Origin of the sequence: Ilumatobacter sp., assembly GCF_030065885.1 — a bacterium.
GTDB lineage: Bacteria > Actinomycetota > Acidimicrobiia > Acidimicrobiales > Ilumatobacteraceae > Ilumatobacter.
Map to the genome: position 1 here is coordinate 22,201 of NZ_JASJCS010000032.1, position 25,842 is coordinate 48,042.

At 69.9% G+C, this 25,842-nt stretch carries 29 protein-coding genes and 2 pseudogenes; 15 read left to right on the forward strand and 16 right to left on the reverse strand.

Features of this window, described 5'->3' with window-relative positions; translation table 11 throughout:
- The first annotated feature begins 32 nt into the window (after positions 1-32).
- The 6 genes and pseudogenes from QNJ12_RS09325 to QNJ12_RS09345 all read left to right on the forward strand — a co-directional run bounded on the left by QNJ12_RS09325 (position 33) and on the right by QNJ12_RS09345 (position 7,036).
- Complete coding sequence (locus tag QNJ12_RS09325; RefSeq protein ID WP_300622025.1) at positions 33-2,312, forward strand: arylsulfatase; 2,280 nt, start codon at positions 33-35, stop codon at positions 2,310-2,312.
- Positions 2,309-3,178, forward strand: coding sequence for a ribonuclease Z (locus tag QNJ12_RS09330; protein ID WP_300622028.1), 870 nt, complete (start codon positions 2,309-2,311; stop codon positions 3,176-3,178). The genes QNJ12_RS09325 and QNJ12_RS09330 overlap by 4 nt, the downstream gene beginning before the upstream one ends.
- On the forward strand, positions 3,175-3,645 hold the full coding sequence (locus QNJ12_RS09335; RefSeq protein WP_300622031.1) for an SRPBCC family protein: 471 nt from the start codon (positions 3,175-3,177) through the stop codon (positions 3,643-3,645). Before QNJ12_RS09330 ends, QNJ12_RS09335 begins: the two co-directional genes overlap by 4 nt.
- Positions 3,642-5,471, forward strand: a pseudogene (locus tag QNJ12_RS09340) (sulfatase-like hydrolase/transferase); the annotation flags it as partial. The gene QNJ12_RS09335 and the pseudogene QNJ12_RS09340, both read left to right, overlap by 4 nt.
- 120 nt (positions 5,472-5,591) lie before the next feature.
- Entirely contained in the window at positions 5,592-6,212 is a 621-nt protein-coding gene (locus QNJ12_RS23720; RefSeq protein WP_367281772.1) for a type 1 glutamine amidotransferase domain-containing protein, read from the forward strand.
- Entirely contained in the window at positions 6,209-7,036 is an 828-nt protein-coding gene (locus tag QNJ12_RS09345; RefSeq protein ID WP_300622037.1) for a hypothetical protein, read from the forward strand. Before QNJ12_RS23720 ends, QNJ12_RS09345 begins: the two co-directional genes overlap by 4 nt.
- Positions 7,037-7,054: 18 nt before the next feature.
- On the opposite strand, the gene QNJ12_RS09350 is transcribed toward QNJ12_RS09345, so the two are convergent.
- The 8 genes from QNJ12_RS09350 to QNJ12_RS09385 all read right to left on the reverse strand — a co-directional run bounded on the left by QNJ12_RS09350 (position 7,055) and on the right by QNJ12_RS09385 (position 12,033).
- Positions 7,055-7,339 carry a hypothetical protein gene (locus QNJ12_RS09350; RefSeq protein WP_300622039.1) on the reverse strand — a complete coding sequence of 95 codons (285 nt, stop codon included), beginning with the start codon at positions 7,337-7,339 and terminating at the stop codon, positions 7,055-7,057.
- 7 nt (positions 7,340-7,346) lie between these two features.
- Positions 7,347-7,559 (reverse strand): hypothetical protein, encoded by a 213-nt coding sequence (locus QNJ12_RS09355; RefSeq protein WP_300622041.1) that lies wholly within the window; start codon positions 7,557-7,559, stop codon positions 7,347-7,349.
- A gap of 97 nt (positions 7,560-7,656) precedes the next feature.
- Positions 7,657-8,397 (reverse strand): SDR family oxidoreductase, encoded by a 741-nt coding sequence (locus QNJ12_RS09360; protein WP_300622043.1) that lies wholly within the window; start codon positions 8,395-8,397, stop codon positions 7,657-7,659.
- Positions 8,398-8,496: 99 nt separating this feature from the next.
- Positions 8,497-9,081 (reverse strand): TetR/AcrR family transcriptional regulator, encoded by a 585-nt coding sequence (locus QNJ12_RS09365; protein ID WP_300622045.1) that lies wholly within the window; start codon positions 9,079-9,081, stop codon positions 8,497-8,499.
- Between the two features lie 88 nt (positions 9,082-9,169).
- Entirely contained in the window at positions 9,170-10,012 is an 843-nt protein-coding gene (locus QNJ12_RS09370; protein ID WP_300622047.1) for a phytanoyl-CoA dioxygenase family protein, read from the reverse strand.
- Positions 10,013-10,149: 137 nt separating this feature from the next.
- On the reverse strand, positions 10,150-10,860 hold the full coding sequence (locus QNJ12_RS09375; protein ID WP_300622049.1) for a hypothetical protein: 711 nt from the start codon (positions 10,858-10,860) through the stop codon (positions 10,150-10,152).
- A gap of 18 nt (positions 10,861-10,878) precedes the next feature.
- Entirely contained in the window at positions 10,879-11,496 is a 618-nt protein-coding gene (locus QNJ12_RS09380; protein WP_300622051.1) for a maleylpyruvate isomerase family mycothiol-dependent enzyme, read from the reverse strand.
- Positions 11,497-11,595: 99 nt separating this feature from the next.
- The gene (locus tag QNJ12_RS09385) at positions 11,596-12,033 is read right to left on the reverse strand and encodes a MerR family transcriptional regulator (protein WP_300622055.1); all 438 of its coding nucleotides are present in this window, start codon (positions 12,031-12,033) and stop codon (positions 11,596-11,598) included.
- A gap of 66 nt (positions 12,034-12,099) precedes the next feature.
- Between QNJ12_RS09385 and QNJ12_RS09390 the strand changes: the two genes are divergently transcribed.
- The 4 genes from QNJ12_RS09390 (at position 12,100) to QNJ12_RS09405 (ending at position 15,519) form a co-directional block, all read left to right on the forward strand.
- Positions 12,100-13,167 (forward strand): molybdopterin-dependent oxidoreductase, encoded by a 1,068-nt coding sequence (locus QNJ12_RS09390; RefSeq protein WP_300622058.1) that lies wholly within the window; start codon positions 12,100-12,102, stop codon positions 13,165-13,167.
- Between the two features lie 95 nt (positions 13,168-13,262).
- Complete coding sequence (locus QNJ12_RS09395; protein WP_300622063.1) at positions 13,263-13,601, forward strand: helix-turn-helix transcriptional regulator; 339 nt, start codon at positions 13,263-13,265, stop codon at positions 13,599-13,601.
- Complete coding sequence (locus QNJ12_RS09400) at positions 13,601-14,113, forward strand: hypothetical protein (protein ID WP_300622067.1); 513 nt, start codon at positions 13,601-13,603, stop codon at positions 14,111-14,113. The genes QNJ12_RS09395 and QNJ12_RS09400 overlap by 1 nt, the downstream gene beginning before the upstream one ends.
- Before the next feature lie 86 nt (positions 14,114-14,199).
- A complete protein-coding gene (locus QNJ12_RS09405; RefSeq protein ID WP_300622070.1) occupies positions 14,200-15,519 on the forward strand; it encodes a 3-hydroxyacyl-CoA dehydrogenase in 1,320 nt (439 codons plus the stop codon).
- Positions 15,520-15,542: 23 nt separating this feature from the next.
- Here the strand turns inward: QNJ12_RS09405 and QNJ12_RS09410 are convergent, their stop codons facing one another.
- The gene (locus tag QNJ12_RS09410; protein WP_300622072.1) at positions 15,543-16,316 is read right to left on the reverse strand and encodes a trans-aconitate 2-methyltransferase; all 774 of its coding nucleotides are present in this window, start codon (positions 16,314-16,316) and stop codon (positions 15,543-15,545) included.
- Between the two features lie 72 nt (positions 16,317-16,388).
- Between QNJ12_RS09410 and QNJ12_RS09415 the strand changes: the two genes are divergently transcribed.
- Entirely contained in the window at positions 16,389-16,817 is a 429-nt protein-coding gene (locus QNJ12_RS09415; RefSeq protein WP_300622075.1) for a GNAT family N-acetyltransferase, read from the forward strand.
- Between the two features lie 467 nt (positions 16,818-17,284).
- A complete protein-coding gene (locus QNJ12_RS09420; RefSeq protein WP_300622078.1) occupies positions 17,285-17,698 on the forward strand; it encodes a hypothetical protein in 414 nt (137 codons plus the stop codon).
- A 105-nt stretch (positions 17,699-17,803) separates the two neighbouring features.
- Here the strand turns inward: QNJ12_RS09420 and QNJ12_RS09425 are convergent, their stop codons facing one another.
- Both QNJ12_RS09425 and QNJ12_RS09430 read right to left on the reverse strand, forming a co-directional pair.
- Complete coding sequence (locus QNJ12_RS09425) at positions 17,804-18,043, reverse strand: HNH endonuclease signature motif containing protein (protein WP_300622102.1); 240 nt, start codon at positions 18,041-18,043, stop codon at positions 17,804-17,806.
- Between the two features lie 45 nt (positions 18,044-18,088).
- Positions 18,089-19,060: pseudogene (locus tag QNJ12_RS09430) on the reverse strand (DUF222 domain-containing protein); the annotation flags it as partial.
- Positions 19,061-19,252: 192 nt separating this feature from the next.
- On the opposite strand from QNJ12_RS09430, the gene QNJ12_RS09435 reads away from it, so the two are divergent.
- The gene (locus tag QNJ12_RS09435; RefSeq protein WP_300622080.1) at positions 19,253-19,444 is read left to right on the forward strand and encodes a hypothetical protein; all 192 of its coding nucleotides are present in this window, start codon (positions 19,253-19,255) and stop codon (positions 19,442-19,444) included.
- A 30-nt stretch (positions 19,445-19,474) separates the two neighbouring features.
- A complete protein-coding gene (locus QNJ12_RS09440) occupies positions 19,475-19,738 on the forward strand; it encodes a hypothetical protein (protein ID WP_300622083.1) in 264 nt (87 codons plus the stop codon).
- A gap of 9 nt (positions 19,739-19,747) precedes the next feature.
- Here QNJ12_RS09440 and QNJ12_RS09445 read toward each other — a convergent pair whose 3' ends face one another.
- Complete coding sequence (locus QNJ12_RS09445; protein WP_300622085.1) at positions 19,748-20,269, reverse strand: VOC family protein; 522 nt, start codon at positions 20,267-20,269, stop codon at positions 19,748-19,750.
- A gap of 74 nt (positions 20,270-20,343) precedes the next feature.
- Between QNJ12_RS09445 and QNJ12_RS09450 the strand changes: the two genes are divergently transcribed.
- A complete protein-coding gene (locus QNJ12_RS09450; RefSeq protein WP_300622087.1) occupies positions 20,344-20,760 on the forward strand; it encodes a DUF1801 domain-containing protein in 417 nt (138 codons plus the stop codon).
- A 28-nt stretch (positions 20,761-20,788) separates the two neighbouring features.
- Here the strand turns inward: QNJ12_RS09450 and QNJ12_RS09455 are convergent, their stop codons facing one another.
- The 4 genes from QNJ12_RS09455 to QNJ12_RS09470 all read right to left on the reverse strand — a co-directional run.
- A complete protein-coding gene (locus tag QNJ12_RS09455) occupies positions 20,789-21,583 on the reverse strand; it encodes an alpha/beta hydrolase (protein ID WP_300622090.1) in 795 nt (264 codons plus the stop codon).
- Positions 21,580-22,872: an O-acetylhomoserine aminocarboxypropyltransferase gene (locus QNJ12_RS09460; RefSeq protein WP_300622093.1), complete on the reverse strand. Its 1,293-nt coding sequence runs from the start codon at positions 22,870-22,872 to the stop codon at positions 21,580-21,582. Before QNJ12_RS09460 ends, QNJ12_RS09455 begins: the two co-directional genes overlap by 4 nt.
- A gap of 284 nt (positions 22,873-23,156) precedes the next feature.
- Entirely contained in the window at positions 23,157-24,536 is a 1,380-nt protein-coding gene (locus tag QNJ12_RS09465) for a hypothetical protein (protein ID WP_300622096.1), read from the reverse strand.
- A gap of 67 nt (positions 24,537-24,603) precedes the next feature.
- Positions 24,604-25,842 (reverse strand): cytochrome P450 (locus tag QNJ12_RS09470; RefSeq protein WP_300622099.1); only part of this gene is annotated, 1,239 nt, incomplete at its 5' end.

The window sequence follows — 25,842 nt, forward strand, 5'->3', positions numbered from 1 at the left end:
AGTTATGGTCGCGGCGTCCGAGGGGAGGATGCATGTCAGGACCGAAGTCGACGTTTCACGGAACGATCGGCCGCACGCTCGCGGAGTCCGAGCCGTGGTACGACGAGCCGCCGCACCCGGGCGACGACGCGCCGAACGTCGTGCTGGTGCTGCTCGACGACACCGGTTTCGCCCAGTTCGGCTGCTACGGCTCGGACATCGACACGCCCCACGTCGACGCCCTCGCGGCGAACGGTCTGCAGTTCACGAACTTCCACGTCACGCCGCTGTGCTCGCCGACCCGTGCCTCGCTGCTGACCGGGCGCTCACAGCACACGGTCGGCATGCGCTCGGTCTCGAACGTCCAGACCGGCTTCCCGCACCAACTCGGCCACATCTCGAACCGCGCCGCGACCGTTGCCGAGGTGCTCGGCGCCGAGGGTTACGCAACGTTCTGTACCGGTAAGTGGCACCTGGCGCCGATGGAGCACTGCTCGCAGGCCGGACCGTTCGACCAGTGGCCGCTCGGCCGCGGGTTCGACCGCTTCTACGGCTTCCTCGAGGGCGAGACCGACCAGTTCCACCCCGAGCTCGTCTGCGACAACCACTCGATCGAGGCGCCCGGCAGGCCCGAGGACGGCTACCACGTCAGCGAGGACCTGATCGACCAGCTGCTGCTGATGATCAGCAACAGCAAGGGCATCCGCCCCGACCGACCCTTCTTCGCTTACCTGCCGTTCGGCGCCACCCACGCACCGCACCAGGCACCGGCCGACCATCTCGCCAAGTACCGCGGCGCCTTCGACGAGGGCTGGGACGTGGTGCGGCAGCGCTGGTACGAGCGGCAACTCGAGACCGGCGTCATCCCCGCCGGCACCCAGCTCGCGCCGCGCAACCCCGGGGTCGAGGCGTGGGACGACCTGCCCGAGAACCAGCAGCGGCTCGCCGCCAGGCTGCAGGAGGCGTTCGCCGCGTTCCTCGACCACACCGACGACCAGATCGGCCGGCTCGTCGAGGGCCTTCGGTCGCTCGGCGAGCTCGACAACACGCTGATGATCGTCCTCGCCGACAACGGCGCCTCGCAGGAGGGCGGGCCGTTCGGAGTGATGCACGAGATGAAGTTCTTCAACGGCATCCTCGAGACGCCCGACGAGGCGATCGACCGGATCGACGACATCGGCGGACCGCACAGCCACACCAACTACCCGTGGGGGTGGGCGCAGTGCGGCAACAGCCCGTTCAAGTGGTACAAGCAGAACACCCACGAGGGCGGTGTGCACGTCCCGATGATCGTGCACTGGCCCGCCCGGATCCACGGTGACCATGCCGGCACCAAGCGCGGCCAGTTCGTCAACGTCGCCGACATCGTGCCGACGATCTACGAGTTGCTGGGCGTCACGCCGCCGCAGACGTTCAAGGGCCTCGAACAGCTGCCCGTCACCGGCCACTCGTTCGTACCGGTCATCGACGACGCCGACGCACCGGCCACCAACACCGTCCAGTACTTCGAGATGGCAGGCAGCAGGGCGCTCGTGAGCGGCAACTGGAAGGCCGTCTGCAAGCACACCCAGGGCGCCGACTACGACGCTGAACCGTGGGAGCTGTACGACCTGAGCGTCGACTTCTCCGAGTGCCACGACCTCGCCGAGGCCGAGCCCGAGAAGCTGCACGAGCTGGTCGACCTCTGGTGGAGCGAGGCCGGGTGGCACGGGGTGCTGCCGCTCGACGACCGCATGGGCACGCTCTTCGCCAGCCGCTTCCGCGACCGCTCACCACACCCGGCCGGCCGGCGGTACGTGTACCGGCCGCCGATGTCGCCGATCGCCACGCAGGCCGCGGCAGCGATCGGTGGCCGCAGCTTCGACCTGACGGCGCAGGTCACCCGCGCTGCCGGTGACGACGGCGTCCTGTACGCCACCGGGACGCAGAATGCCGGCATCTCGGTCTTCGTCCAGGACGACCGACTGGTCGTCGACTACAACGCGTTCGACGACCACACGATCCTGTCCTCCAACATCGTCGTGCCCGCCGGCGAATCGGCACTGACGGTGAAGGTCCGCCGTGGCGACGACTGGGCCGGGTCGCTGGCCCTCGAGGTCGACGGGCAGCCCGCCGGCGCCGCCACGCTGCCGCTGTTCATGCGGATGATGTCGTCGGTCGGCGCCAGCGTCGGCTACGACAACGGTTCGCCCGTCTCGCAGCGCTACAGGGCGCCGTTCGCGTTCTCGGGCACGCTGCACGAGGTCGTCATCGAGCTGCGATCGCGACAGGACCTCGAGGCCGAGGCGCAGGCGACCGTGGCGACGGCGACCGCGGAGATGCACCGGCAGTGATCGCCATCACGCTGCTCGGTACCGGCAGCCCGATCCCCAGCCCCGACCGCGCCGGGCCGTCGACCCTGATCACCGCCGGCAGCGGCACCGACGCCGAGCACTACCTCGTCGACGCGGGCCGTGGCGTGCTGATGCGCATGGCGGCCGTCGGTGTCGGTGCACCGAATCTGGCGGCGGTGCTGATCACCCACCTCCACAGCGATCACATCACCGACCTCAACGACGTCATCACCACACGCTGGGTCATGACGTTCGAACCGACACCGCTCACGGTCGTCGGGCCGGTCGGCACGCAGGCCGTCGTCGACCATCTCCTCGCATCACTCGGCCCCGACATCGCGTACCGGATGGCCCACCACGACGACCTCGACCACCCGCCGCCGGTGACGGTGGTCGAGGTGGCCGACGGGCCGGTCGAGCTGCCCGGTCATGCCGACGGAGCGGTCCGGATCCGCTGCGCGCCGACCGACCACAGGCCGGTCGAGCCGAGCGTCGGCTACCGCTTCGACCACGCCGGTGCGTCGGTCGTGGCGGCCGGCGACACCGTGCCGTGCGATGGTCTCGACGAGCTGTGCGACGGCGCCGACGCGCTGGTCCACACCGTCATCCGCAAGGACATCATCGAGAACCTGCCGCTCCAGCGCATGCAGGACACGCTCGACTACCACTCGTCGCCGGCCGAGGCGGCGCAGACTGCGGCGCGCGGCGGCGTCGCCACGCTCGTCCTGACCCACTACGTGCCACCGATCTCGCCCGGGGACGCCGGCGACGACTGGCGGGGGCTGGCCGCCGAGCACTTCGACGGCACGGTCGAGATCGGCGACGACCTCCACCGCGTCGAGGTCGCCGGCTCGGGTGCGCTGTGACCACCGTCGAACGAGCCGCTCACCTCGACGCCCCGCCGGCCGAGGTCTGGGGCGTGCTGGCCGACTTCGCCGCGATCAGCTCGTGGGCGCCGAACGTCGACCACTCCTGCCTCCTCACCCACCAGGCCGACGGCGTCGGCGCCGTGAGGCGGATCCAGAGCGGCCGGATCACGCTCGTCGAGACGGTGACGGTCTGGGAGCACGAACGGGCGATCGGCTACACGATCGACGGTCTGCCGCCGAGGATCCGGTCGGTCATCAACACGTGGCGACTCTCGCCGAGCGGCTCGGGCACCGCGGTCCGACTCACGTCCGAGGTCGACGCCGGCCCGCGGCCGCCCCAGCAGCTGCTCGCGCGGGCGGTGGGCCGCCGGCTGGCACGCGCCTCGGATCAGATGCTCACGGGCCTCGCCGTGCGTGTCGCCGGTGTCGCCGGCAGATCGGCGGCGACAGGGAGCGCGCCATGACACCCGAACGACCCGACGTCGTGATCCTCATGACCGACGAAGAGCGCGCCGCGCCCCCATACGAGACCGACGAGCTCGCGGCCTGGCGCCGCGAGGCGCTGCCCGGTGCAGCGTGGTTCGACGAGCACGCCGTCAACTTCCAGCGCCACTACACCGGATCGCTGGCCTGCGTGCCGAGCCGTCCGACCCTCTTCACCGGTCACTACCCCGACCTGCACGGCGTCACCCAGACCGACGGGCTCGGGAAGACCGCCGACGACTCCCGCCTCCGCTGGCTGCCGGAGGGCGAGGTGCCGACGCTCGGCAACTGGTTCCGCGCCGCCGGCTACGACACGCACTATGACGGCAAGTGGCACATCTCCCACGCCGACCTGCACGACGAGACCGACCGGCGCATCCGCACCAACGACAGTGAGGGCAACGTCGACGCAGCCGCCGTCCAGCGCTACCTCGACGCCGACCCGCTCGCGCCGTACGGGTTCTCGGGTTGGGTCGGTCCCGAGCCGCACGGCGGCGCCGTCGCCGACTGCGGACTCCGCCGCGACCCGCTGATCGCCGCCCGCGTCGTCGACTGGCTGGAGGACCGCTACGCACGCCGGCGTGCCGGCGAGGAGGCGGCCCTCCGGCCGTTCCTGCTGGTCACGAGCTTCGTCAACCCGCACGACATCGTGCTGTTCCCGGCGTGGGTCCGCCGGGGCAGCCCGCTCGAGCCCTCACTGCTCGACCCGCCGCCCGTGCCCCCGGCTGCGACGGCCCACGAGGATCTCGCCAGCAAGCCCGCAGCACAGATCGCCTACCGCGAGACCTACCCCTCTGGCTACGGCGTGGCGCCGGCGGTCGCCCGGGCGTACCGCAAGAACGCCCAGCGGTATCGCGATCTCTACTACCGGCTCCACGCCGAGGTCGACGGCCCGCTCGACCGGGTCCGCCGGGCGGTCACCGAGCACGGTTCCGAGTCGGCGGTCGTCGTCAGGACGTCCGACCACGGCGACCTGCTCGGCGCGCACGGCGGCCTCCACCAGAAGTGGTTCACGCTCTACGACGAGGCGACCCGAGTCCCGTTCTCCATCGCCCGTGTCGGCCGGGCTGCGACGGCGGGCCGCCGCATCGACGGCGCACCCACCTCACACGTCGACGTCGTGCCGACGTTGCTCGCCGCGGCCGGCATCGACGAGGCCGCGACGGCCGACGTGCTCCGCCGGGACTTCAGTGAGGTGCATCCGCTCCCGGGGACGGACCTGATGCCCGTCGTCGACGGCGCCACCGACGCCGACCGCGACCGCGCCGTCTACCTGATGACGCGCGACAACGTCCTCGAGGGCGACTCGGGAGCATCTGCGATGGCCCGCCGCCTCGGTCGGACCGACAACCCGCCCCCGCCGATGCGGATCCGTGTCCCCGCACACGTCGGCTCGAACTTCGAGGGTCTCGTCCACCGGGTGCCACCCGAAGCCGGAGGCGCCGGCCACCTGTGGAAGCTGGTGCGCACGTTCGACGACCCGGCCGCATGGACCGAACCGGGGGTGCGCCACCTCGCCGCCAACGGGCCCGGAGGCGACCGGTACCGGACCGCCGCGCTGCCCGACCAGTGGGAGCTGTACGACCTCGACGACGACCCGATCGAGGCGGTCAACCGTTGGCACGACGAGTCGGCCCGCGACGTGTTCGACCACCTGCGCGCCGTACTGAAGGAGGAGCGGGCGCGAGCGGTCCCGGAACGCAACACGCCGTGGCCGTACGTCCCGCGCCGACCGACCGGGGTCCCACCGTCGAAGCGCCCGCCACCGCCTGCCCGCCTGCTCCGCAAGGTGCTGCAGCGAATTGGGCTGCACCCCGACGACGCCGAAGCGGTCGAGTTCGATCTCGCCGGCCGGCGCGCCCTCGTCGTCGCCACGAACACGGCGGTGATGGACGTCGGCAAGCCGACCGGCGTGTTCGCCAGCGAGATGACGGTGCCGTACTACGCATTCCTCGACGCCGGCATGGACGTCGATGTGGCGAGCCCGCTCGGCGGCGTGATCCCCGTCGACCCGATGTCGCTCAAACCCGCGATCCGCACCGAGCAGGACGACCGGTTCCTCGCCGACGACCGGCTCCGCAACAAGGTGACCGACTCGCTGGCGATCGGCGATCTCGACATGGTCGACTACGACCTCGTGTTCCTCGCCGGTGGATGGGGCGCGGCGTTCGACTTCGGATTCTCCGAAGCGTTGGCCGAGCAGATGACCGAGGCGAACGCCGTCGGCGCGATCATCGGCGGCGTCTGCCACGGTCCACTCGGCCTCCGCAACGCGAGGGGAGCGGACGGCGCTGCGCTCGTACGTGGCCGCAGGGTCACGGCGGTGACCGACAAGCAGGTCCGCGAGCTCGGGATCGATGCGACGCCGCACCATCCCGAGACCGAGCTCCGCGCGATGGGTGCCGAGTTCGAGAGCGAGACCAGGTTCCGCGACCCGCTCGCCAACCACTGGGTCGTCGACGGCAACCTCGTGACCGGCCAGAACCAGAACGCCGGGCCGATGGTGGCCCGCGAGATGATGCGACGCCTGCAGGAAGGAACGCCATGAGCACCGACGAACCCCGCTACGGCCGAGTCGACCGCGACTACGCGATCAAGCTGGCCACGATGCCACCCGACGACGACGGTCCGGTGTGGATGGTCAACCTCATGAAGTACCGCGAGATCGCTGCGTACGAGGACGGCCGCGAGGCGACCATCACCGGTCAGGAGGCCGATGACCTGTACTCGCCGACCGAATCGCTCCGGGCGGTCGGCGCGGAGGTCGTGTTCTTCGGTGACGTCGATCAGCACCTGCTCGGCGACGGTGTCGAGTGGGATCGCGTCGCGGTCGTCAAGTACCCGACCCGCCGGTCGTTCATCGAGATGCAGTCACGGCCCGACTTCCAGGAGAAGCATCCTCACAAGGAGGCGGGCATGGAACAGACCTTCGTCATCGGGTGCCAGCCGATGATGTCGCCCGACCCGCCGGCTGACGTCGAACTGCCCGACTGGGCCGACGTGCCCCACCCGCCCACCGCCGACGACGGCCCGGCGATGGTGCTCCACGTCATCCGCTACCACGACACCGAGGCCGCCGACCGGACGCCGCCCCACATGGAGGCGTACCAATCGGCCGCCGCCGAGGTCGCGCTGCGACACGGCGTGAGGATCTCGGCTTGGTTCGCCGCCGAGGGCACGATCGTCGGCGACGGTCGCCAGTGGCACCAGGTGCGCTGCAACCTGTTCCCGAGCAAGGCAGCGTTCATGGCGGTCGTCGCCGACCCCGATCGACTCGCAGCTCAGCACGATCACCGTGAGGTCGCGATCGCCGACACCTACGCCATGGTGGTCCGCCCCACGATCAACCAGCTCGCCGAGTCGTTGGTCTGACGCGCCGGCGTCAGGTGATCAGATTGATGGTGCGAGCCATGCGGCTCGTCGCAGACGCGTTCGCGCGCCCGTTCGTTCGAGGAGTCGCTCGGCGGGAATCGTCAGCATCAGGTCGACGGCGAACGCGCCGTCCTCGGTCTCGATCCGCCAGGGAAACGGAACCCCGTCGGGTGGCGCCACGATCTCAGGGGCGACCAGGACGCGGCCGGAGAGCTGTGCGAACCGCGAACTCGATGCGACCATCACGCGGTGCCGCTGCTCGTCGTTCAGCTCGGCGAGGTAGATGTCGCCGGGCTCGCTCATCGGAGTCTCATCTGATGCGGCGGAACGCCCGATCGACCGCCGCTCCGGCCTGTTCGCGTCGTTCGCGCTCTGCAGCCGGGAGATCCCGCCGCCACGCTGCAGCGGCTTCCGCCTCGGCCCAGAAGCGGTCCGCTTCGAGTGCGTCGAGGGCTTCGACGACAGTGTCCTCGTAGGTCGCCCCGCCGAGCTCTCGAAGGCGTTCTTGCGTCTCGACGCTCACCTTGATCGTCGTCTACATCTACCCGGAGTATGCCGCTCTCGCCGACGGCGGCAGGCCCCGGAGGCGTGGCCGCGACCGGGGCCCGTCACCCGTCGGCTCAGCTCATGCCGCCGTCGACGACGAGCTCCGTCCCGGTGACGAAGCTGGCGTCGTCGGACAGCAGGAACGCGGTCGCCGAGGCGATCTCGTCGGCGCTGCCGAAGCGGCCAAGCGGCACCTGGTCGAGGATCTGCTCGGCGAACCCCTGGATCTCCTCCTCGCTCAGCCCGGTCGCCGAGAAGAAGCCGGTCTCGATCGGACCGGGGCTCACTGCGTTCACGCGGATCTGGCGCGCAGCGAGCTCGTTCGAGAACACCTTCATCGCCGAGCGGACCGCTCCCTTCGTCGCCGCGTAGATGCCGGCGCCGGGCATGCCGACGTCGTTCACGATCGAGGTGTTCAGCACGACCGCACCGCCGTCGGCGACAGCCGGTTCGAGCGCCCTGAGCTGGAGCAACGGTCCGCGCACGTTCACGCCGAACTGGCGGTCGAACTCCTCTGACTCCAGCGCCTGGATCGGCTGGAACGCGCCGAGCCCGGCATTGAGGAACACGCCGTCGACGCTGCCGCCGAACACCTCGTCGACCGCAGCACGCAGCGCGTCTGCGGCGGCAGGGTCTGCCGAGTCGTTGGCGATTGCGGTGACGCCGTCGATCTCGTTGACCTCGGCGAGCCGGGCCTCGTCGCGCCCGGTGACGAGCGCCTGGCCGCCTTCGGCGACGACCCGCTTCGCGGTGGCGAGCCCGATGCCGCTGGTGCCGCCCGTGATGACGACCTTCTTGTCCTGGAACCTGTTCATCTTGGTGTCACTTTCTGTTGGGGGTGGGTTCAGCATTGGGAAACGATCGTTTCCCAATGAGATCGTGTTGGAGGGAGCGTGCGAGCGTGGTCATGCGGCTCAGCCCGCCCTGTCGAGGGCACTCAGCGCCATGTCGAGGATGTCGCGGGCCTCGTCGCGTCGGATGCCCTTCCGGGCCTCGACCTGCACGCCGTTGACCGCGGTCGTGAGCAGTCGTGCGCCCCGTTCGGGATCGCAGTCGAGCTGGCCGTCCGCCACCGCGTTGGCGAGTGCCCGGCGGACGGCCGCCCGCAGCTTCCGATCGTGCGCCCGAAGGCGTCGACGCACCGGCTCATCGGTCGCAGCCAGCTCCATGGCGACACCGACGGCGTAGCAGCCGCGCGTCGGCGAACGATCGCCGGCTCGGGTCGCAACGACATCGAGATAGGCGTTGATGCCGTCGAGCGGGGTGGGCCCTGACTCGAGCACGTCGATCGTCGCGGCCAGTCCCTCATCGAGGTACGTGTCGAGGGTTCGATGGCAGAGCGCCGCCTTGTTCTCGAACGCCTTGTAGATGCTGCCGACCGACAGCCCTGTCGCCTCGCTCAGGTCGGAGATCGACGTGGCGGCGATGCCGTTCGCCCAGAAGGCGTCGCGGGCCAGGTCGACCACCTGCTCCTCGTCGAACTCCCGCGGGCGTCCCATGTCGGTAGTCAACCCGGTTCGGGAACGAATATTTCCAAACCGCCCGGACTTCTCGGGCTGCTCGAGCTCTGCGGGGTAGCGGGGCCAGCTACGGGGTCGCCGACGGGTGGTGCCCTGCGCCCTCCCACTCGTCCCAGAACTCGGCCGACCGCCGACCGGCGGTCCCGTCGCTGAATGCCGGATCGAGGAGCTTTGCGGGGTGGCGCCCGTCCGCATGGCCCATGAAGGGCGGGTGGATCGAGTAGCCGAGCAGTTGCTGAACCCGCTCGGAGTAGCGCATCGCCATCTCCCGGCGGACCGACAGCATGAACGTCTCCTGTGGCCGGGCCCACGGCGCGCAGTACTGGGGCGTGATCGCGAGCCGGTCGCCGGCGGACCGGTTGGCGCCACCTCGGTGGAGCGTCGTGCCGAGAAAGACGACCGCCGAACCGGCCGGCATCTCGACCACCACGGCGTCATCGGGGTCGTGCGTCGCCTCGGCGCCCCACTTGTGGCTCCCGGGGATCACCTCGGTGGCGCCGTTGTCGGCGGTGAAGTCGTCGATCGCCCAGATCGTCGACACCGAGTAGGAGGGCCGCGGCAGCGGGATCGTGACGAACGCATCGTCGTAGTGCCACGCCTGCGCGGTCTCGCCGGGGTGGAGCTGGATCGCCAGGCACGCCGACAGCAGGTAGTTCGTCTCCATGACCGCATCGAGCAGCGGGAGGATCCGTTCGTTCGCGACGAGCTCGGCGACGGCGGGCGCCTTGTCGAGGAGTGCATAGACCCGCTCGCTCGCCAGGCCCTCGAACTCGTTGCGGCCGGGATACTCGCCCTGGAGGTACGGGTCGAGTTGTTCGCGAACCGCCGTGAGCGTGCTCGACGAGATTGCGTTCGGCACGACGACGTACCCCTCGTCACGCAGTTGCTCGAGTTCGGTAGGCGACGTCATGCGGGAGATCGTCGCGTGATCGCCGGCTCTCCGCCGAGCCGGTCAGCCGGCCGAGCCGCTGATACTCCCCTCGATGCTGAGCGCCCGCTGACGGTTGAGCCGGTCGATCAATTGCGCGCCCATCGCGGCTGCCGGTGTCAGGCGAGCGCCACGATCGCTTCGTGCTCGATCGTCGCCACCGGGGCGTCGTCGGCGAGGATCCGGATGTCGACGAGTGCCCGCTCGCCGGCGCGGGAGTCGAAGCGGTCGACCAGCGTCGACTCGACGCGGAGCAGCGCGCCGTCGCCGGCGACGCCCTCGTGGAAGATGCGGCTGCGGGTGTGGACCCACGGCCCGGTCACGAGGTTGTGCTTGAACACGGTGTTCGAGAGGTTGGCCCACACGACTGGGTGCACGATGTGCTGCTCCGCGTAGATGCCGAGGCCGTCGCCCGCCCGCGTGCCGTAGGTTCGTTGCGCCTCGGTCAGCCGGAGCTCGATGTCGGGGAATCGCTCGCCGTCACGAATCGGGGGAGCGTCCGCCCGCTCCCACAGTTCGAGCGACGCCTGCACGTCGTCGCCCACCCGTCCTTCGACGATCGGCCCCGCGTCGCCTGCGGCGATCACGCAGTCGACGCGATCGCCGTCGCAGACCGGGCGGCGGAGCCGGAGCTCGCCGCCGCCGTGGCCGAGCCACGCCGTCCCCCATGCCGCCATCGGCGGATGGGTGAGGTAGGCGTACACGGACGTGCCGGCGACGAGGGCGCGCTCGAAGCCGGCGGCCCGCGCACCCGCGTCGGTGTGGACCGCGTTGTCGCTGTGCTCGGGCAGGTTGATCGCCGTGGTCGACCACGACTGGAGCCCGCTCATCACCCCTCCCGGCGCGGCCTACCGCCAGCGCGCCGCACCCTCGCCCGAGATCTCGTCGAGCGCCACCGGCCGGTCGGCGAGCGCCATCATGATCGCCTCGGCCGGGCCGGTGATCTCGGCGCCGTCGCCGAACGCCCAGTCGATGTCGGACGGCGCGAGCTTCACGCCGTCGAGCGGCTTGCGATCGACCAGCGTGGTGGCGTGCTTGTGCGTCGTGAGGAAGTCGAGCGCATCGCGCAGCGTGTCGGGGCTCAGCGAGCCCTCGAGGCCGAGCGGTCGGCGCACGTCCTGCGTGTGGATCGCCATGTCGGTCAGCGTCATCTCTTCGGGGAACATCGGCAGCGGCGCGGACTTCGTGGCCTTCGCCCGGAGCTCGGCGATGACGTCGGCGACCGGTCGGTCGAGTTGGGTCCGGGCCATCGTCTGCGATGCCCGGCCGAAGTCGCCGCGGCTTCTGGCGACCGTGAACATGAACCGCGGCAGGCTCGTCGCCACGAAGCTCGTGACGTGACACAGCACGCCGCGCGCCGTCCACGCGTCGCACAGCGACTGCTGCTCGAGTTGCTCGGGTGAGAGCCCCTCGACCATGTCGGCGAAGTCACGCCGCAGCGCTCCGACGCGGTCCCACTCGGCCATCTCGATCCCCCGATCGTCTCGTCGAACTGATGTGCTCGAACGGGGAGGCACAGTAACCGTCCGATCGGGCGGCTGGAAAGGGCGGCGGCGTCCGCACCTTCACTCGAGGTCGATCGCCGCCGCCTGCAGCCGCTGGATCACCGGCTCCATGGCGCCGCAGTCGCACCGCTCGACGCTCGGGCAGGTGCACACGATCGACGCGGCCATCATGTCGCGAGCGAGCCCCAGGCGCTCGATCTGCTCGTCGATCGCGGCGACGCGCTGCCGTGCGATCTCGCGGGTCCGCTGCCGCTCCGGACTCGCATCGGTGACGACCTCGGCGATCTCGTCGAGGCTCAGACCGGCGACGCGGCAGAAGCGGATGACCATCAACCGCATCAGCACGTCGGGCCGATAGCGGCGCTTGCCGCCTTCCCGCTCGGGCGGTTCGATCAGGCCGCGTTGCTCGTAGTAGCGCAACGTCGTGATGGGCGTGGTCGAGAGCTGCGCCAGCTCGCCGATCGACAGCCGTCCGCCCGTCCCGTCACCGCTCAGCAACTGTTCACCGATTCGTTCGAAACTAGCGGTTGACCTTGACCCGGGTCGAGGTCGTACGGTCGAGCGATGACCGAGGTCGCCGAGCAGCAATCGAGGACGACAGCGGGTCGACGTTCGCTCTGGACGCGCACCGTCGGGTCGCTGTCGTCGCGGCAGGTGAACCTGTTGCTCGCCGCTGCCACGTCCGGCGCCGTTGTCACCGGACTCGTCTCATGGGCGGTCGGCACCGGCTGGAGCCGGTGGTGGACGGCACTGCACGCAACGTGCGGCGTGCTCGTGGTGGTGCTCGCCCCGGCCAAGGCCCGCCGATCGGTGCGCGCCGGCATGAGGCGCCGCCGCCCGACCCGCTGGATCTCGGTGGCGTTCGGCGTGATCGTCATGGCGACCGTCGCGCTCGGCTTCGCACACTCGACGGGCGTTTGGACGGGCGTCGGGTACTGGACGTCGCTGTGGACGCACTTCCTGCTGGCGTTCGCGTCGGTGCCGCTGCTGGTGTGGCATCTCTGGTCGCGGCCGGTTCGCCCGAAGGCGGTCGATCTCGATCGTCGGCTGCTGATCGGCGGTGGTGCCGCTGCCGCAGCTGCGGCCGTCACCGTCGCAGCGGTCGAGGGCGCCGTCCGTGTGGTCGGTCTCGACGGAGCCGAACGCCGGTTCACCGGTTCCCACGAGATCGGCTCGTTCGATCCGGACGTGATGCCGACGGTGTCGTGGATCGACGACAGGGCGCCCGCCACACGGCCCGAGGACTGGGAGCTGCGCGTCGACGGCCTGCTCGTCCCGCTCGACGATCTGCGATCCAGCGCCAGACCGGTCGACGCCGTGCTCGACTGCACCGGCGGTTGGTGGAGCGAGCAGCGATGGGACGTCGTGCCGATCTCGGAGCTGCTGGCCGGCGATGCGGCGAGCTTCGACGTGATGTCGGCCACCGGCTACGCCCGCCGATTCCCGATGCGCGATGCCGAGTCGGTCTTCGTGGCGGTTGGCTACGACGGACGTCGGCTCCGCCGCGGCCACGGAGCTCCTGTCCGGATCGTGGCGCCCGGTCGACGGGGGCCGTGGTGGGTCAAGTGGGTGGTGTCGATCGAGCCGACCGACCGCCCCTGGTGGTTCCAGCTGCCGTTCCCGCTGACCTGACCTGATCCGAAACGCGCCGGCCAGCGACGGCGTTCATAGCTGATACGCCGTACAGGGCATAGCGAAGAAGATGTTGTCGCCGCTAGGCTGGCGGGATGGTGAGGTCGACGGCGGTCACCGCCCATCGCAGCCCGGCGGCCGATCTGATCGTGCGGGCCCGCCGCGACGCCGGGCTGACCCAGACGGCGCTCGCCGCGCAGCTGGGCACCACCCAATCGGTGGTCTCGCGATGGGAACGTGGCCACGACGAGCCCCGCCTCACCACGCTGGCGTCCATCCTCCAGGCGTGCGGGCTGCGGCTCTCGCTGACGGTCGAACCCGACGACGTCGACCGGGCCCAGATCCGCCAGCAGCTGGAGATGACGCCGGCACAGCGGTTGGCGTCGGTGGTCAACGTCGGGAGGGCCGTCGCGTCGGCCCGGAAGGTCGGCTGATGCCCGCACCGTTCGACCCCTCGTGCATCTTCGGCGTGCTCGCCGAACACGACGTCGACTACGTCCTCATCGGCGGGTTGGCCGCGGTGCTCCGAGGTTCGACGGCGATGACCAACGATGCCGACATCGTCCCGGCACACGAGCCGGGCAACCTCGAGCGGCTGAGTGCGGCGCTCGTCGATCTTCGCGCACGGCTGCGCGTCGAGGACACGCCGAGCGGCATCGAGTTCGATCCGCACCCCGCCCTGATCGCCTCGATGGCGATGCTCAACACGACGACTCGGTGCGGCGACCTCGACCTCACGTTCGCGCCGCCTGCGCTCGACGACTACGGCTCGCTCGTCGAGAACAGCGACGTGTTCGACATCGAGGGTCGACTCGTTCGGGTCGCCGCGCTCGCCGACATCATCCGGTCGAAGCAAGCCTCCGGGCGTGCGAAGGATCGGGCCACGCTGCCCGTCCTGCTCGCGTTGCAGGAGGAGATCGACGCACAGGACGAAGCGCCGAGCTGAGCTTCCGGGGCGAGATCGACTACACCGGTGCGGATGAGGTTGTCTGACACGTTGCTCGACATGAGGTTGCCCGAGAGGAGCTGGTCATGAGCCGCCGGATCGAATCCGTCGCCGTCCTCGGTTGCGGCACGATGGGGTCGGGGATCGCCGCCGCCAGCGCCGCGGCCGGCTGCCGGGTGTTGATGCTCGACGTCGACGCCGAGGCGGTCGAGCGCGGGCTGCAGGCCGTCGATGACGAGCATCGCGCGCTCATCACGACCGGCACGTTCGACGACGATCTCGCCGCCATCGCCGACTACGACTGGATCTGCGAAGCGATCGTCGAGGACCTCGACACCAAGCGCCGGCTCTTCGGCGAGGCCGAGCCGCTCCGACGAGACGGGTCCGTGATCAGCTCGAACACGTCGGGCATCCCGCTGCGCGACATCTCGGAGGGCATGCCCGAGCGATTCCAGCGTGACGTCGCGATCACCCACTTCTTCAATCCGGTCAAGGTGATGAAGCTGTTCGAGCTGGTGCCGGGCGAGCGCACCGAACCCGACGTGATCGAGGCGTTCGCCGCCTTCGGCGAGGAGCAGCTCGGCAAGGGTGTCGTGCACGCCAAGGACACGGTCAACTTCATCGGCAACCGGATCGGCTGCTTCTTCATGCTCAGCGGTCTGCACCTCGCCAAGCCGTTCCTCGCCGAGGGCGTGACGCCCGAGACGGTCGACGCCGTGCTCGGAAAGCCGGTGGGTCTGCCGCCGACCGGCCTGTACGGGCTGATCGACCTGATCGGTCTCGACGTGATGGATCTCGTCGGCAAGAACCTCGCGGTCAACTTGCCCGACGGCGACGACGGCCACGCCTACACGTCGTTCCCGGATGTCGAGCAGCGGATGCTCGAGCGCGGCCAGCTCGGCCGCAAGGCGCGGGCGCTCGGTGGCTTCGGCCGGGTGCAGAAGCTCGACGACGGCACGAAGCGCAAGGAGACGTTCGACCTGGTCGCCGAGGAGTGGCGCGACGCCGTCGAGCCCGACCTCGCTGGCGTCTCGGGCGACGTGCTCGGCGCGATCGGCGAGGTGATGTTCGACGAGTCGCTCGCCGGACAGCTCGCGTGGCAGGTCTTCGGCGGCACGCTTCGCTACACAGCAGGGCTCATCCCCGAGATCGCCGACGACGTCGTCAACGTCGACAACGCGATCCGCTGGGGGTTCAACTGGGCCCACGGCCCGTTCGAGCTGCTCGACGAGGTCGGCCCCGCCCGGGTGATCGAGAGGATCCGCGACGAAGGTGGTGCGGGTGCCGAGCTGCCGGCGATGCTCCAGGTGCTCGCCGACTCGGGTAGCGAGACGTTCTATCGGGACGGTCCCGATGGTCGTCAGTACCTCGGTCGCAGCGGCGCGTGGCACGCCGTGCCGGACTGATCTCGCAGCGAGCGCGTCCGCTGTCAGATCCTCGTCGCCGACGTCAGCCGGGCGGTGTGGTCGACACGGATGGACCCGTCGGTGGCGGCCGACAGACCTCGTGCGAGTTCGTCGAAGAGGCGCGTCCGTGTCGACGCAGGCAGCGCGGCGATCGGGGAGTGCGTCGTCGCCTCGTCGATCCAGGCGTCGATCGTCACTGTCCGGTGGTGATCGAAGGCGTGGGTCTCGGGTGCACTGAACGCCGGTCCGAGCCGCGCGGCCGTCCGGGCCTCGAGCTCCTCGTGGTCGAGCCGGATGAGTCCGAGCGACACCGCGGCGTCGAGCAGTTCGGGCGCATGGCGTCCGAACACGTCGGCGAAGACCGCTGCAACATCCGCGTCGTACCCGTACGAGTTCCAGATCATGGCCAGTCGGCCGCCCGGCCGCAGCAGTGACGCAGCCTTGTCGTAGCCGATCGCCGGGTCGATCCAGTGCCATGCCTGTGCCGACGTGACGAGGTCGAACGGCCCCGTTCCCGACCACTCCTCGAACGCCGCGACCTGGACGTCGATCCCGTGGCCGCGTGCGACGTCGGCCATGCGCGGGTCGATCTCGACGCCGACGACGTTCCAGCCGGCATCGCGCAGCAGTCGCGACAGCTGACCGGTGCCACATCCGACGTCGACCGCGCGGCCCGGCGTGTCACCGGTGAGCCAGTCGACGAGTGCTTCGGGATAGCCCGGTCGGGTCCGGTCGTAGCGCTCGGCGTCGGCGCCGAAGCCCTCCGCCCGACCGCGCTCGCCGTGGATGTCGTCCATCGCCGGCAGCGTACGGCCAGGGACCGCCGCCACCGGCGGCCGCTCCGACGGCACGACTAGCGTCGTCCCCGAATGATCCGCCCGTTCACCGACGCTGATCTCGAGGCGGTGCTCGGCGTCTGGCACCGGGCCTCGCTGGTCGCCCACTCGTTCCTCCCCGACGAGTTCTTCGACCGCGAGCGGCAGGAGATCGCCGACCTGTGGCTTCCGGCCGCGGAGACGACGGTGGCGACGACCGATGACGACCACGTGGCCGGGTTCGTGTCGATGCTCGGCAACGAGGTCGGGGCGATCTTCGTCGACCCCGACCGGCAGCGCGAGGGAGTCGGTCGGGCGCTGCTGGACGCCGTGAGCGCCTCGCGGCCGTGCCTCGTGCTCGACGTGTTCGAGGCGAATGCGATCGGTCGCCGGTTCTACGAGGCGTACGGCTTCGAGGTCGTCGACCGGCACCTGAACGACGAGATCGGACACTGGGAGCTGCGCCTCCGATTCGAGCGCTGACGCTCCCACCGACCGAGTCGTCGAACTCAGCACGTTGCGCGCTGCCGTCTCCGTGCAGGCCGAGGCCGCCCGAGATCGCTCCGGGGCCCAGATGCTGCAATGGCGATGGGGCGGCGTGCGTCACGCCGCGGTTCGTCGCCGGTTGCGTGCTGCGCCCGGCGTTGGCGCCGGCCGGCCAGGTCGGGGCGACATCGGGCGAAGACGTTGCCGTCGGGTTGGTGGATGGAGAGCAGCCGATCGTCGGCCAGCTCGAGTCGCCAGCCGCCTTCGTGGACCACATGGTGATGCCTCGAACAGAGCGGTATGAGGTTGATCGTCACGCACCACGTGGCCATGTTCGCCACCTGGCACAGTGCTCCATGACCCGGCGATCAACGGCCGGCCTTCCGCTGCTACGCGTCCGGTCGGCAGATCGAATGGCTCGCGCGCGGCGCGGACGCACTGTGGTCTCGTGTCACGATGAGGTGGTGAGCGGGATGCCGGGTGCTGAGCAGGCGGGCTCGGCGTTTGGTGTCGCCATCGAGAAGCGCCTTCGGCGGAAGGCGATGGCGGCGCACTGGGGTGGCATTCTGATTCCCTGGTGGTGGCCGATGCTCGCCCGGCAGAGCCAACCCAGCCCCGGTTTCGTCGACGACCACCGTCGGGTTGCCCAGCGTGTTCAGGGCGCGTACTTGCTGGCGACTTGGCTGGCGGGCGTCGTGGCCATCGTCGTCCAGTTCCAGCCGGTCGTCTCACTGGTTGCGTTGGCGCTTCTGTTCTTCGCCTTGTGTGTCGTCGAGGTGCGGTTCGCCCGGCGCGCAGCCCACGGACAATCTGTTCTTCTCGTCGGTTGGCTACGAGTGCGCGTGCTGAGCGGTGCCCAAGACGAGACGACGCACTGAAGTCCTGGGTTCCAAGGGAGGGCGTCGGAGGCGCAGCCAGCGTCACTCGACCGTGGGCGTGCGAGAGCCCCGGTGGTGTTCAGTTCGGGGCTGGGGCGGCGCGCGTCACGCTGCGGTTCGTCGGCGCGTTCGCTGGTCGGCGATGTCGGGTCGACATCGGGTGAAGAGCGTGCCATCGGGTTGGGTGATGGTCAGCGTCCGATCGTCGGACAGCTCGAGTCGCCAGCCGCCTTCGTGAACGACGTGGTGATGTTGGCTGCAGAGTGGCAGGAGGTTGGCCAGATCGGTGGGGCCGCCGAGCTCCCACGGGAGGATGTGGTGGATCTCGCACCGCTCGAACGCCACGTCGCAGCCGCCGAAGGCGCAGCAGCGGTAGATCGCCCGCAGCGCCCGGCGCTGGCGACGGTTGGCGTGGCGGATCGTGCGTCCCATGTCGAACGGCTTGCCGTGCTGATCGACGACGACCGGCGTGACGCGGCCGTTGCAGAGCAGCCGAGCCACCGAAGCAGGGGGCAACGCCGCGCCGTCGCTCGTCTCGCACACGCCGTGCTCGCGCAGCTCACCGGTCGTGGCGGTCTGGTCGTCGACGACCAACGTGATGTCGGCCTCGAGGGGGCGCTGCTGCTGATGCCCGCCGGCCACGAGCCGGCCGAGCGCCTCGGCCGCCAGCCGGTTGCGGTCGACCGTTCGATCGACGAACTCAGCTTCGCCCCGGCGGGAGCCCTCGGCGATCATCGACGCGACCTCGTGGTCGACGGCACCGAAGACCTGGTTGGCGAGCTCGGGATGGAATGCGAATCGGCCCTCGATCATGCCGGAGGCGGCGTTCAGCTTGCGGGAGAGGAAGGTGTCGCGCCGCTGGCGCCGGTTGCGCTAGATGCCCTGATCGCGTTCGAGCTGACGGGCGAGGTCGCGGCACGACCGGCCGAACTGCTCGGGCGTCATGCGGGTCGCGTCGGCGAGCAGGTCGTCCTCGCGGTCGAGCAGACTCGTCTTCACCTCGTCGTCGAGCTTCGCCGTCACGTTGGCGAGTGCGTCGACGTGCTCGGCCCCGACAGCGCCGGCGGAGAGTGCCTCGCCGAACGACGGCGCGGTCTCGATGGTCTTCGAGCGCCGCTCCTTGCGCTTCCCCTCGGCCGCCGAGACGCCACCGCACTTCGAGTGCAGGTCGGCCGCCGGCGCTCCGCCCGCCTCGTGCAGCTCGCCGAGCCGAGTGCTCACCTGCGCCTCGAACGCGTCGAGCCACCCCCGCAGCTGCTTGATGCCGCCGAGCAGTTCGGAACACGCACGAGAGTCGGCACCCGTGACGACCACGCCGATGAGCGACCGAAGTGTCGCAGCGGGGTCGGGAGCGGGAGACATGGAAGCTCTCTAGTCGAACATATGTTCGATCAACGTGAATTGATCTGAAGACTCGCCAAGATCTGTCCCTGCCGACCGCTGGAGCGATCTGTCCCGATCAGTCGCCGATCGCGTCGAGCTCAGGGCCCGCGGCGTCGGACGACATCGATGCCGATCGGAATCATTGCGCTCGCTGAGGGGGTTGGTTCGGTCGTGCGCACTCGCCTCGTCATCGCCCTCGGCATCGTGCTGGCTGCGTGTGGTGGCGCGCCGACGTCGACCGCACCGGAGATCCCGGCCGAGCCGGTCTTCGTCGGCGAGTTCGAGACGCTGGCCGGCGAGACGTTCGAGCTCGGTTCGTTCGAAGGCCGCGACGTCGTGTTCTGGTTCTGGGCGCCGTGGTGACCGTTTTGACGTCGTGAAGCCCCCACGGTCGTGGAGGTCCAGCAGCACTACGGAGGCGAGGTCGAGATCATCGGCATTCCCGGCCTCAGCTCCGACATCGGTTCGATGCGCGACTTCGCCGAGGCGACGGGGACCGAGGGCATCACCCACCTCGTCGACGTCGACGGCGAGCTGTGGGCGCGCTTCGGCGTCACGTCGCAGCGGACCTACGTGTTCGTCAACGACGACGGGTCGCAGCGGCGCAGCGGCTACGGCAGCCTGCCGCAGGACGTGGAGGAGCTGCTCGCGATGTAGGTGTCGGGTTCAGCTCGAGGCCGGGTTGCGGTACGCGTCGTAGAGCTCGCGGGGCCAGTAACGGGTCGGCTCGACGTTGTCGGCGTCCACCAGCTCGTCCCGGATCCGGTCGTACTCGTAGCAGTTGAGCTCGTAGACGTTGCCCCACGGGTCCATGAGGTCGAACGCCCAGCACAGGTCGAAGTCGATCAGGTCGGCTGGCGTCAGGGGTTCGCCGTTCGGGTGATCGATCCCGCACGGGAGCGAGCGAGCGAACGCGACGAAGCTGTCGGCGTCGACACTGAACGCGACGCCGGTGCGCAGCGGCTCCATCGGGTGGCCGTCGGTGGCCTCGAACAGCGCCAGCGTGGTCGCGCCGTCGTCGGCCGAGATCTGGAGCGGGCCGCCCTCGAACCCCGTCGCCCAGAAGTCGAACGCCTCCACCGGCTCGAAGCCGAGGTGCTCGGCGTACCAGCGGGCCGCCTCGGCCCGATCCGGCACCCGGATGTGTACATGGTCGAGCCGCCCCATCTTGAACACCCCTGATCCCACGTCGGCAGCGTAGATGAGGTCTCCGTCGTTCGATTGCGGTCTCGCCGTCGGAGCGGGGCTGGCAGAATCGTTCGATGGCACCCGACCCGGAGCCCAAGCGCTCGTCGAGCGGCAACCCGATCATCCCGAAGGGCGAGGGTGACGGGCCCGTGCAGCAGTACATCGCGGCGATGCCCGGGTGGAAGCGTGCCATCGGCGAGCGCCTCGACGAGCTGATCGTGCAAACGGTCCCCGACGTCCAGAAATCGGTGAAGTGGAACACGCCGTTCTACGGCGTCGAGGGCGACGGTTGGTTCCTCGCGCTGTACTGCTACGCGAAGTACGTCCAGGTGACGTTCCTCCGCGGCACGTCGCTCGACCCGGCCCCGCCCGGCCCGTCCAAGACGCAGGAGGCCCGCTACCTCAACATCCACGAGGACGACGACCTCGACGAAGCCCAGTTCGTCGCCTGGGTCGAACAGGCCAGCGAACTCCCCGGCGAGCACCTCTGAGCCCACAGCCGGGAGGCCGATCCGACGGTCAGGCGGAAACGGCGTCGAGGATCGCCCGCTTCACGGCCCTCGGGTTCTCGATCATCATCGTGTGGCCGGTGGCGGGCAGTTCGACCACCGTCGCCGACGGCAGTGCCGCAGCGAGCGCCCGGCCGCTCTTGGCGGGCGTCATCTTGTCGCCGAGACCGATCACGACCGTCGCCGGGCACGACACCGACTTGGCCGCCACCTCGGCGTTCTCGTAGGCCATGCACGCAGCGAAGTCGGTGCTCAAGACACCCGGCTTGCTGCGCTCGACCAGCGCCCTCGCACCGCCGAGCATCCACAGGCCCGGCGTCGGGTTGAGGCCGACGTGGGCCGGCTTGGCATGCGCCCACGCCGCCATGAGCGCGGCGGCTCGTGGCAGGTCGTGCTCGGCCGCATCGAGCAGCTCGGGGTGCACCGGCATGCCGGTGGCCGTGCCGCACAGCGTGACCGAGTCGACGGCGTCCGGATACCGGCTCGCCAGCTCGAGCGCGATGAACGTTCCCATCGAATGGCCGGCCAGGTGCACCTGCCCGAACCCCGCCACCTCGACGAAGCGGGCGACCCAGTCGGCCATCGCCTCGATCGAGTCGAGCGCATCACCTCCGGACCGTCCATGCGCCGGCAGGTCCACGGCCACCGCCCGGAAGCCTCGGTGGGCCAGGTACCGGGTCTGGAGCTGCCAGACCGTCGAGTCCATCCCGGCACCGTGGATCAGGAGCACCACCGGATCGTCGCCGTCGAGCTCGACGCCGCCCGTCGATGCGTGCGCCTCGACCCCGTCGACCTCGGCGATCATCGCTGGCTGGCCTTCAGTGCACGTTCGAGGTCCTCGACGATGTCGTCCGGATCCTCCAACCCGACCGAGAGCCGCACGAGGTCCTCGCTGATGCCCGCCATCTCGAGCTGGTCGGGTGTCATCTGCCCGTGCGTCGTCGAGCCCGGGTGGATCACGAGCGTCTTGGCGTCACCGACGTTCGCGAGGTGCGACGCGAGCTGAACCGCCTCGATGAACTTGCGGCCGGCGTCGCGGCCACCCCGCACCCCGAAGCTCAGGATCGCCCCTGCGCCTTTCGGGTAGAGCCGAGCGGCGAGCTCGTGATCGGGGTGTGTCGGCACCCGCGGGTGCTTCACCCACGTCACGGCATCGTTGGCCTGCAGCATCTCGAGCACGCGGTCGGTGTTCTCGACGTGGCGCGCCATCCGCAGCGGCAGCGTCTCGATGCCCTGCAGCAGCGTGAACGCATTGTGTGGGCTCATGCACGCACCGAAGTCGCGCAGGCCCTCGGCGCGGGCGCGCATCCCGAGCGCGGCTGGGCCGAACTCCTCGGCGAACACGATGCCGTGGTAGCCGTCGTACGGCTCGGTCAGCGTCGGGAACTTGTCGGTCGCCGCCCAGTCGAAGCGGCCGCCGTCGACGACCACGCCGCCGAGCGCGACACCGTGACCCCCGAGGAACTTCGTGATCGAGTGCGTCACGATGTCGGCGCCGTGCTCGATCGGCCGGATGAGGTACGGCGTCGAGAACGTCGAGTCGACCATCAGTGGCAGCTCGTTGCGGTGGGCGACGCCGGCCACGGCCTCGATGTCCATGATCTCGATGCCCGGGTTGCCGAGCGTCTCGCCGTAGACGATCTTCGTGTTCGGCTGGATGGCCGCCTCGAACGCCGCCGGGTCGCGCGGGTCGACGAACGTCGTCGTGATCCCGAACCTCGGGAACGTGTGCTTCATCGCGTTGTACGAACCGCCGTAGAGGTTCTTCGACGAGACGATGTGGTCGCCGGCGTTCAGCAGCGAGGCGACGGCGAGGTGCAGCGCGGCCGTGCCGCTGGCGGTGCACACGGCACCGACCCCTCCCTCCATCGCGGCGATGCGCTCCTCGAGCACCGCGACGGTCGGGTTCGAGATGCGGCTGTAGATGTGGCCGGGCGCCTCGAGGTTGAACAGCGCCGCCGCCTCGTCGGTGTCGGGGAACGAGTACGACGTCGTGAAGTAGATCGGAACCGCTCGTGCGCCGGTCGTCGGGTCAGGGCGCTGGCCGGCGTGCAGGCTCAGCGTGTCGAAGCGCAAGAAGTCGGGCTCCACCATGCGGCGACACTACCGCTGACGTCTGGAAGGTCGCCGAGCCGGCTTCGCCGCGAGCAGCCAGCCAACGACGCCCATCTCGCCGGCCGGCCGCGACGCAGCACTCAGGTGGGCCAGCGTCGAAGCGGTAGCGGAGGCGGCGAGCTCGGGAGGCGCAGCCAGTCATCTCGCGGGAAGTCGGCCGCGCGCGTATGGGCAGGGAGGCGAGGAGCGCGGCGAGCGAGGCCCGCAGCTCCCGGTAGGCGAGAGTTACTCGCTCGAGCCCGTGCGCAGCCCGTTGAGAACGGTCACGTCGGCGACCAGAAGGCGACGTCGCCCTCGACCAGGAAGCTGGATGCGCCCGACGTGGTGGCGTCGTGGATCCACACCCCGGACTCGCCGGATTGCGACGCTCCGACGTGGGTGAAGTAGCGGCCGTCGGGCGACCACAGGGTCTGGCTCCGCACGTACTGATCCCAGAACGGGAGGTACCCGGTGAGCAGGGTGTCGTCGACGTCGAACATCGCGGTGCTGGTCCGGTTGCCGTCGAGGTCGTAGACGTCCCACTGGCCGAGGCCGGCGAACGCAGTCCTGACCAGCACCCGCGAGCCGGTCGGGTCGAACATGGGTGCGACGGTCGGTTCGCCGCTCAGTCGTCGCGTCGTCCGGTCGGCGGTGTTCACGATCCAGAGCCCGCGCGTCAAGCTCGTGGGCGTCGCCGAGGCCGGGGCACCGCGGAGGGCGTTGACGGCGTCGGGGTCGACCGGCGCGAACGACGCGACCGCGAGATGATCGCCGGTGTCGGCGATGTCGAAGAGCACGAACTGCTCGAACGACGCCAGCTCGGCGATCGAGCCGGTCGCGAGGTCGTAGGCGACGAGACCCCTGCGCTCATCGGACTCGGCGGTGAAGTAGACGATGTCGTCGGTCGGATGCCAGGCCGGCGCCTGATGCCCGCCGGAGACGAATCCGAGCGGCTCGAGACCGCCGTCGACGTCGACGATCCGCATGTCGGTGGCGACGTGGGAGACCAGCCGGTCGCCCTGGGGTGAGAAGTCCGAGTAGTACGGCAGGCCGAGATCGATCAGCGCGAACGGCGCGTCCCCGGCGTCGTCCGAATCGTTCGCGAGGTCGACGATCACCACGCCGAAGCCGTCGGGCGACGGCGTGAGCGCGAGCACGCTCGATGCGGTCGGGTCGAAGGTGATGTAGTCGGGCCGGCCGGGGAGTGGGTGGGTCGAGTGGTCGGCGCCGTCGACCGAGGCGGTCACGAGCTCCCACGTGGTGCCGTCGGGGCTGCTCGTCCAGGCGAGGCGGCGGCCGTCGGGCGACCAGATCGGCTGCCAGATGATCGCGTCCTCGTCGGTGGAGTAGGTGGCGACCTTCGTGCCGTCGGCGCGGTACGACGCGAGCGCGTCGGCGCCGCCGTCGCGATCGTGCACGATCACCAGGCTGTTCGCTGCGCCGTCGACGATGGGCTCGCCGGAGGGAACCCCGGGCGTCGGCGCCGCCGGGTTGCTGGGTTCGGCGGTGGTCGCCGGGGCGCCGGCGTCCTCGGCGGCCGCCGCACCGACCTCTGCCGTGGTCGACGGAACCGACCCGACCTCCCGCTCGGTGTAGCCGGCGGAGTCGCTACATGCGGCCGCGACCACAGCGGCGGCTGCGAGCAGGATCGATCGGTGCCTCACCGGGGGAGCTTCCCACGTAGCTCGCGGCGATGGCGCCTCGTCCGCCGGTCCGCAGCAACCGCCTCGATCAGTCGGCCGTCATCCTGTACCTGATCGGCAGCGACTTATGGCCGCCGACGAACGTGGTCTTCATCGTCGCGGGGTCACCTGCGAGCTCGATGTGCTCGATGCGGGGGACCAGCGCCCCGAACAGGCTCCGCATCTCGTTGCGAGCCAGCTGGGCGCCCAGGCAGAAGTGGATGCCGTAGCCGAAGCTGATGTTCTTGTCCGCGTTCGGGCGCTCGATGTCGAATCGCAACGGGTCGTCGAACACCTTCGGGTCGAGGTTGGCTGCCTTGTACGACAGGTAGAGCCAGTCCCCCTTGCGGACCTCCTGCCCGAGGATCTCGGTGTCCTCCTGCGCCGTGCGCATGAAGTGGCGGACCGGCGCCGTCCACCGGATCATCTCCTCGACGGCGTTGTTGAGCAGATCGGGCTGCCGCCGCAACATGGCGAGCTGGTCGGGGTTCTCGACCAGCGCGTGCATGCCACCCGCCATCGCCGACGACGTCGTGTCGTGCCCCGCGGTCGCGACGATCACGTAGTACCCCATCGTCTCGAGATCCGGCATCGGGGTGCCGTCGATCTGCCCGTTGGCGATCAGCGTGGCGAGGTCGTCGCCGGGGTTCGCACGGCGGTCGGCGGTGAGGCCGGTGAAGTACGCGTAGAAGTCGGCGAGGACTTCGGCGATCACCTCCGGGCTGATCTCGTCGCGCTGCAGGTCGGGATCCTGCCCTCCGAAGAGCTGCTGGGTGAGGGTGAGCATGCGCGGGTAGTCGTCCTCGGGCAGCCCGAGGATCTGCAGGATCACCTGGAGCGGGTAGGGCAGCGCAATGTCGACGGCGAAGTCGCACTCACCATCCATCGCCTCCATCGTCGCGACCGCCTGGCGGCTGAGCTCGGTGAGCCGATCGTCGAGGCGTTTGACGCTGGCCGGCTTGAACCAGTCGGCGGTCAGCCGCCTGTACTTCGGGTGCTCGGGCGGGTCCATGTGGATCAGCGTCTTGATGTCGAGCTGGCGGGCATCGATGGTCGCCTGGTCCTGCAGCACCGCCTCGGGGCCGTTCGTGAAGAGCCCGGGTTGTCGCTCGATGTCGAGCACTGCGCCATGGTCGATCACCGCCCAGAACGGCGCGAATCCTTCCCGCTCTATCCGGTGGATGCCGCCCTGTTCGTGCAGCGCGAGCGCGGTTCGGTTCCAGTCGTCCAGGTCGCCCCACCGGTGGTTGTCCGTGAAGATGTCGTGTGGCGCCGGCGCCCCGACCGT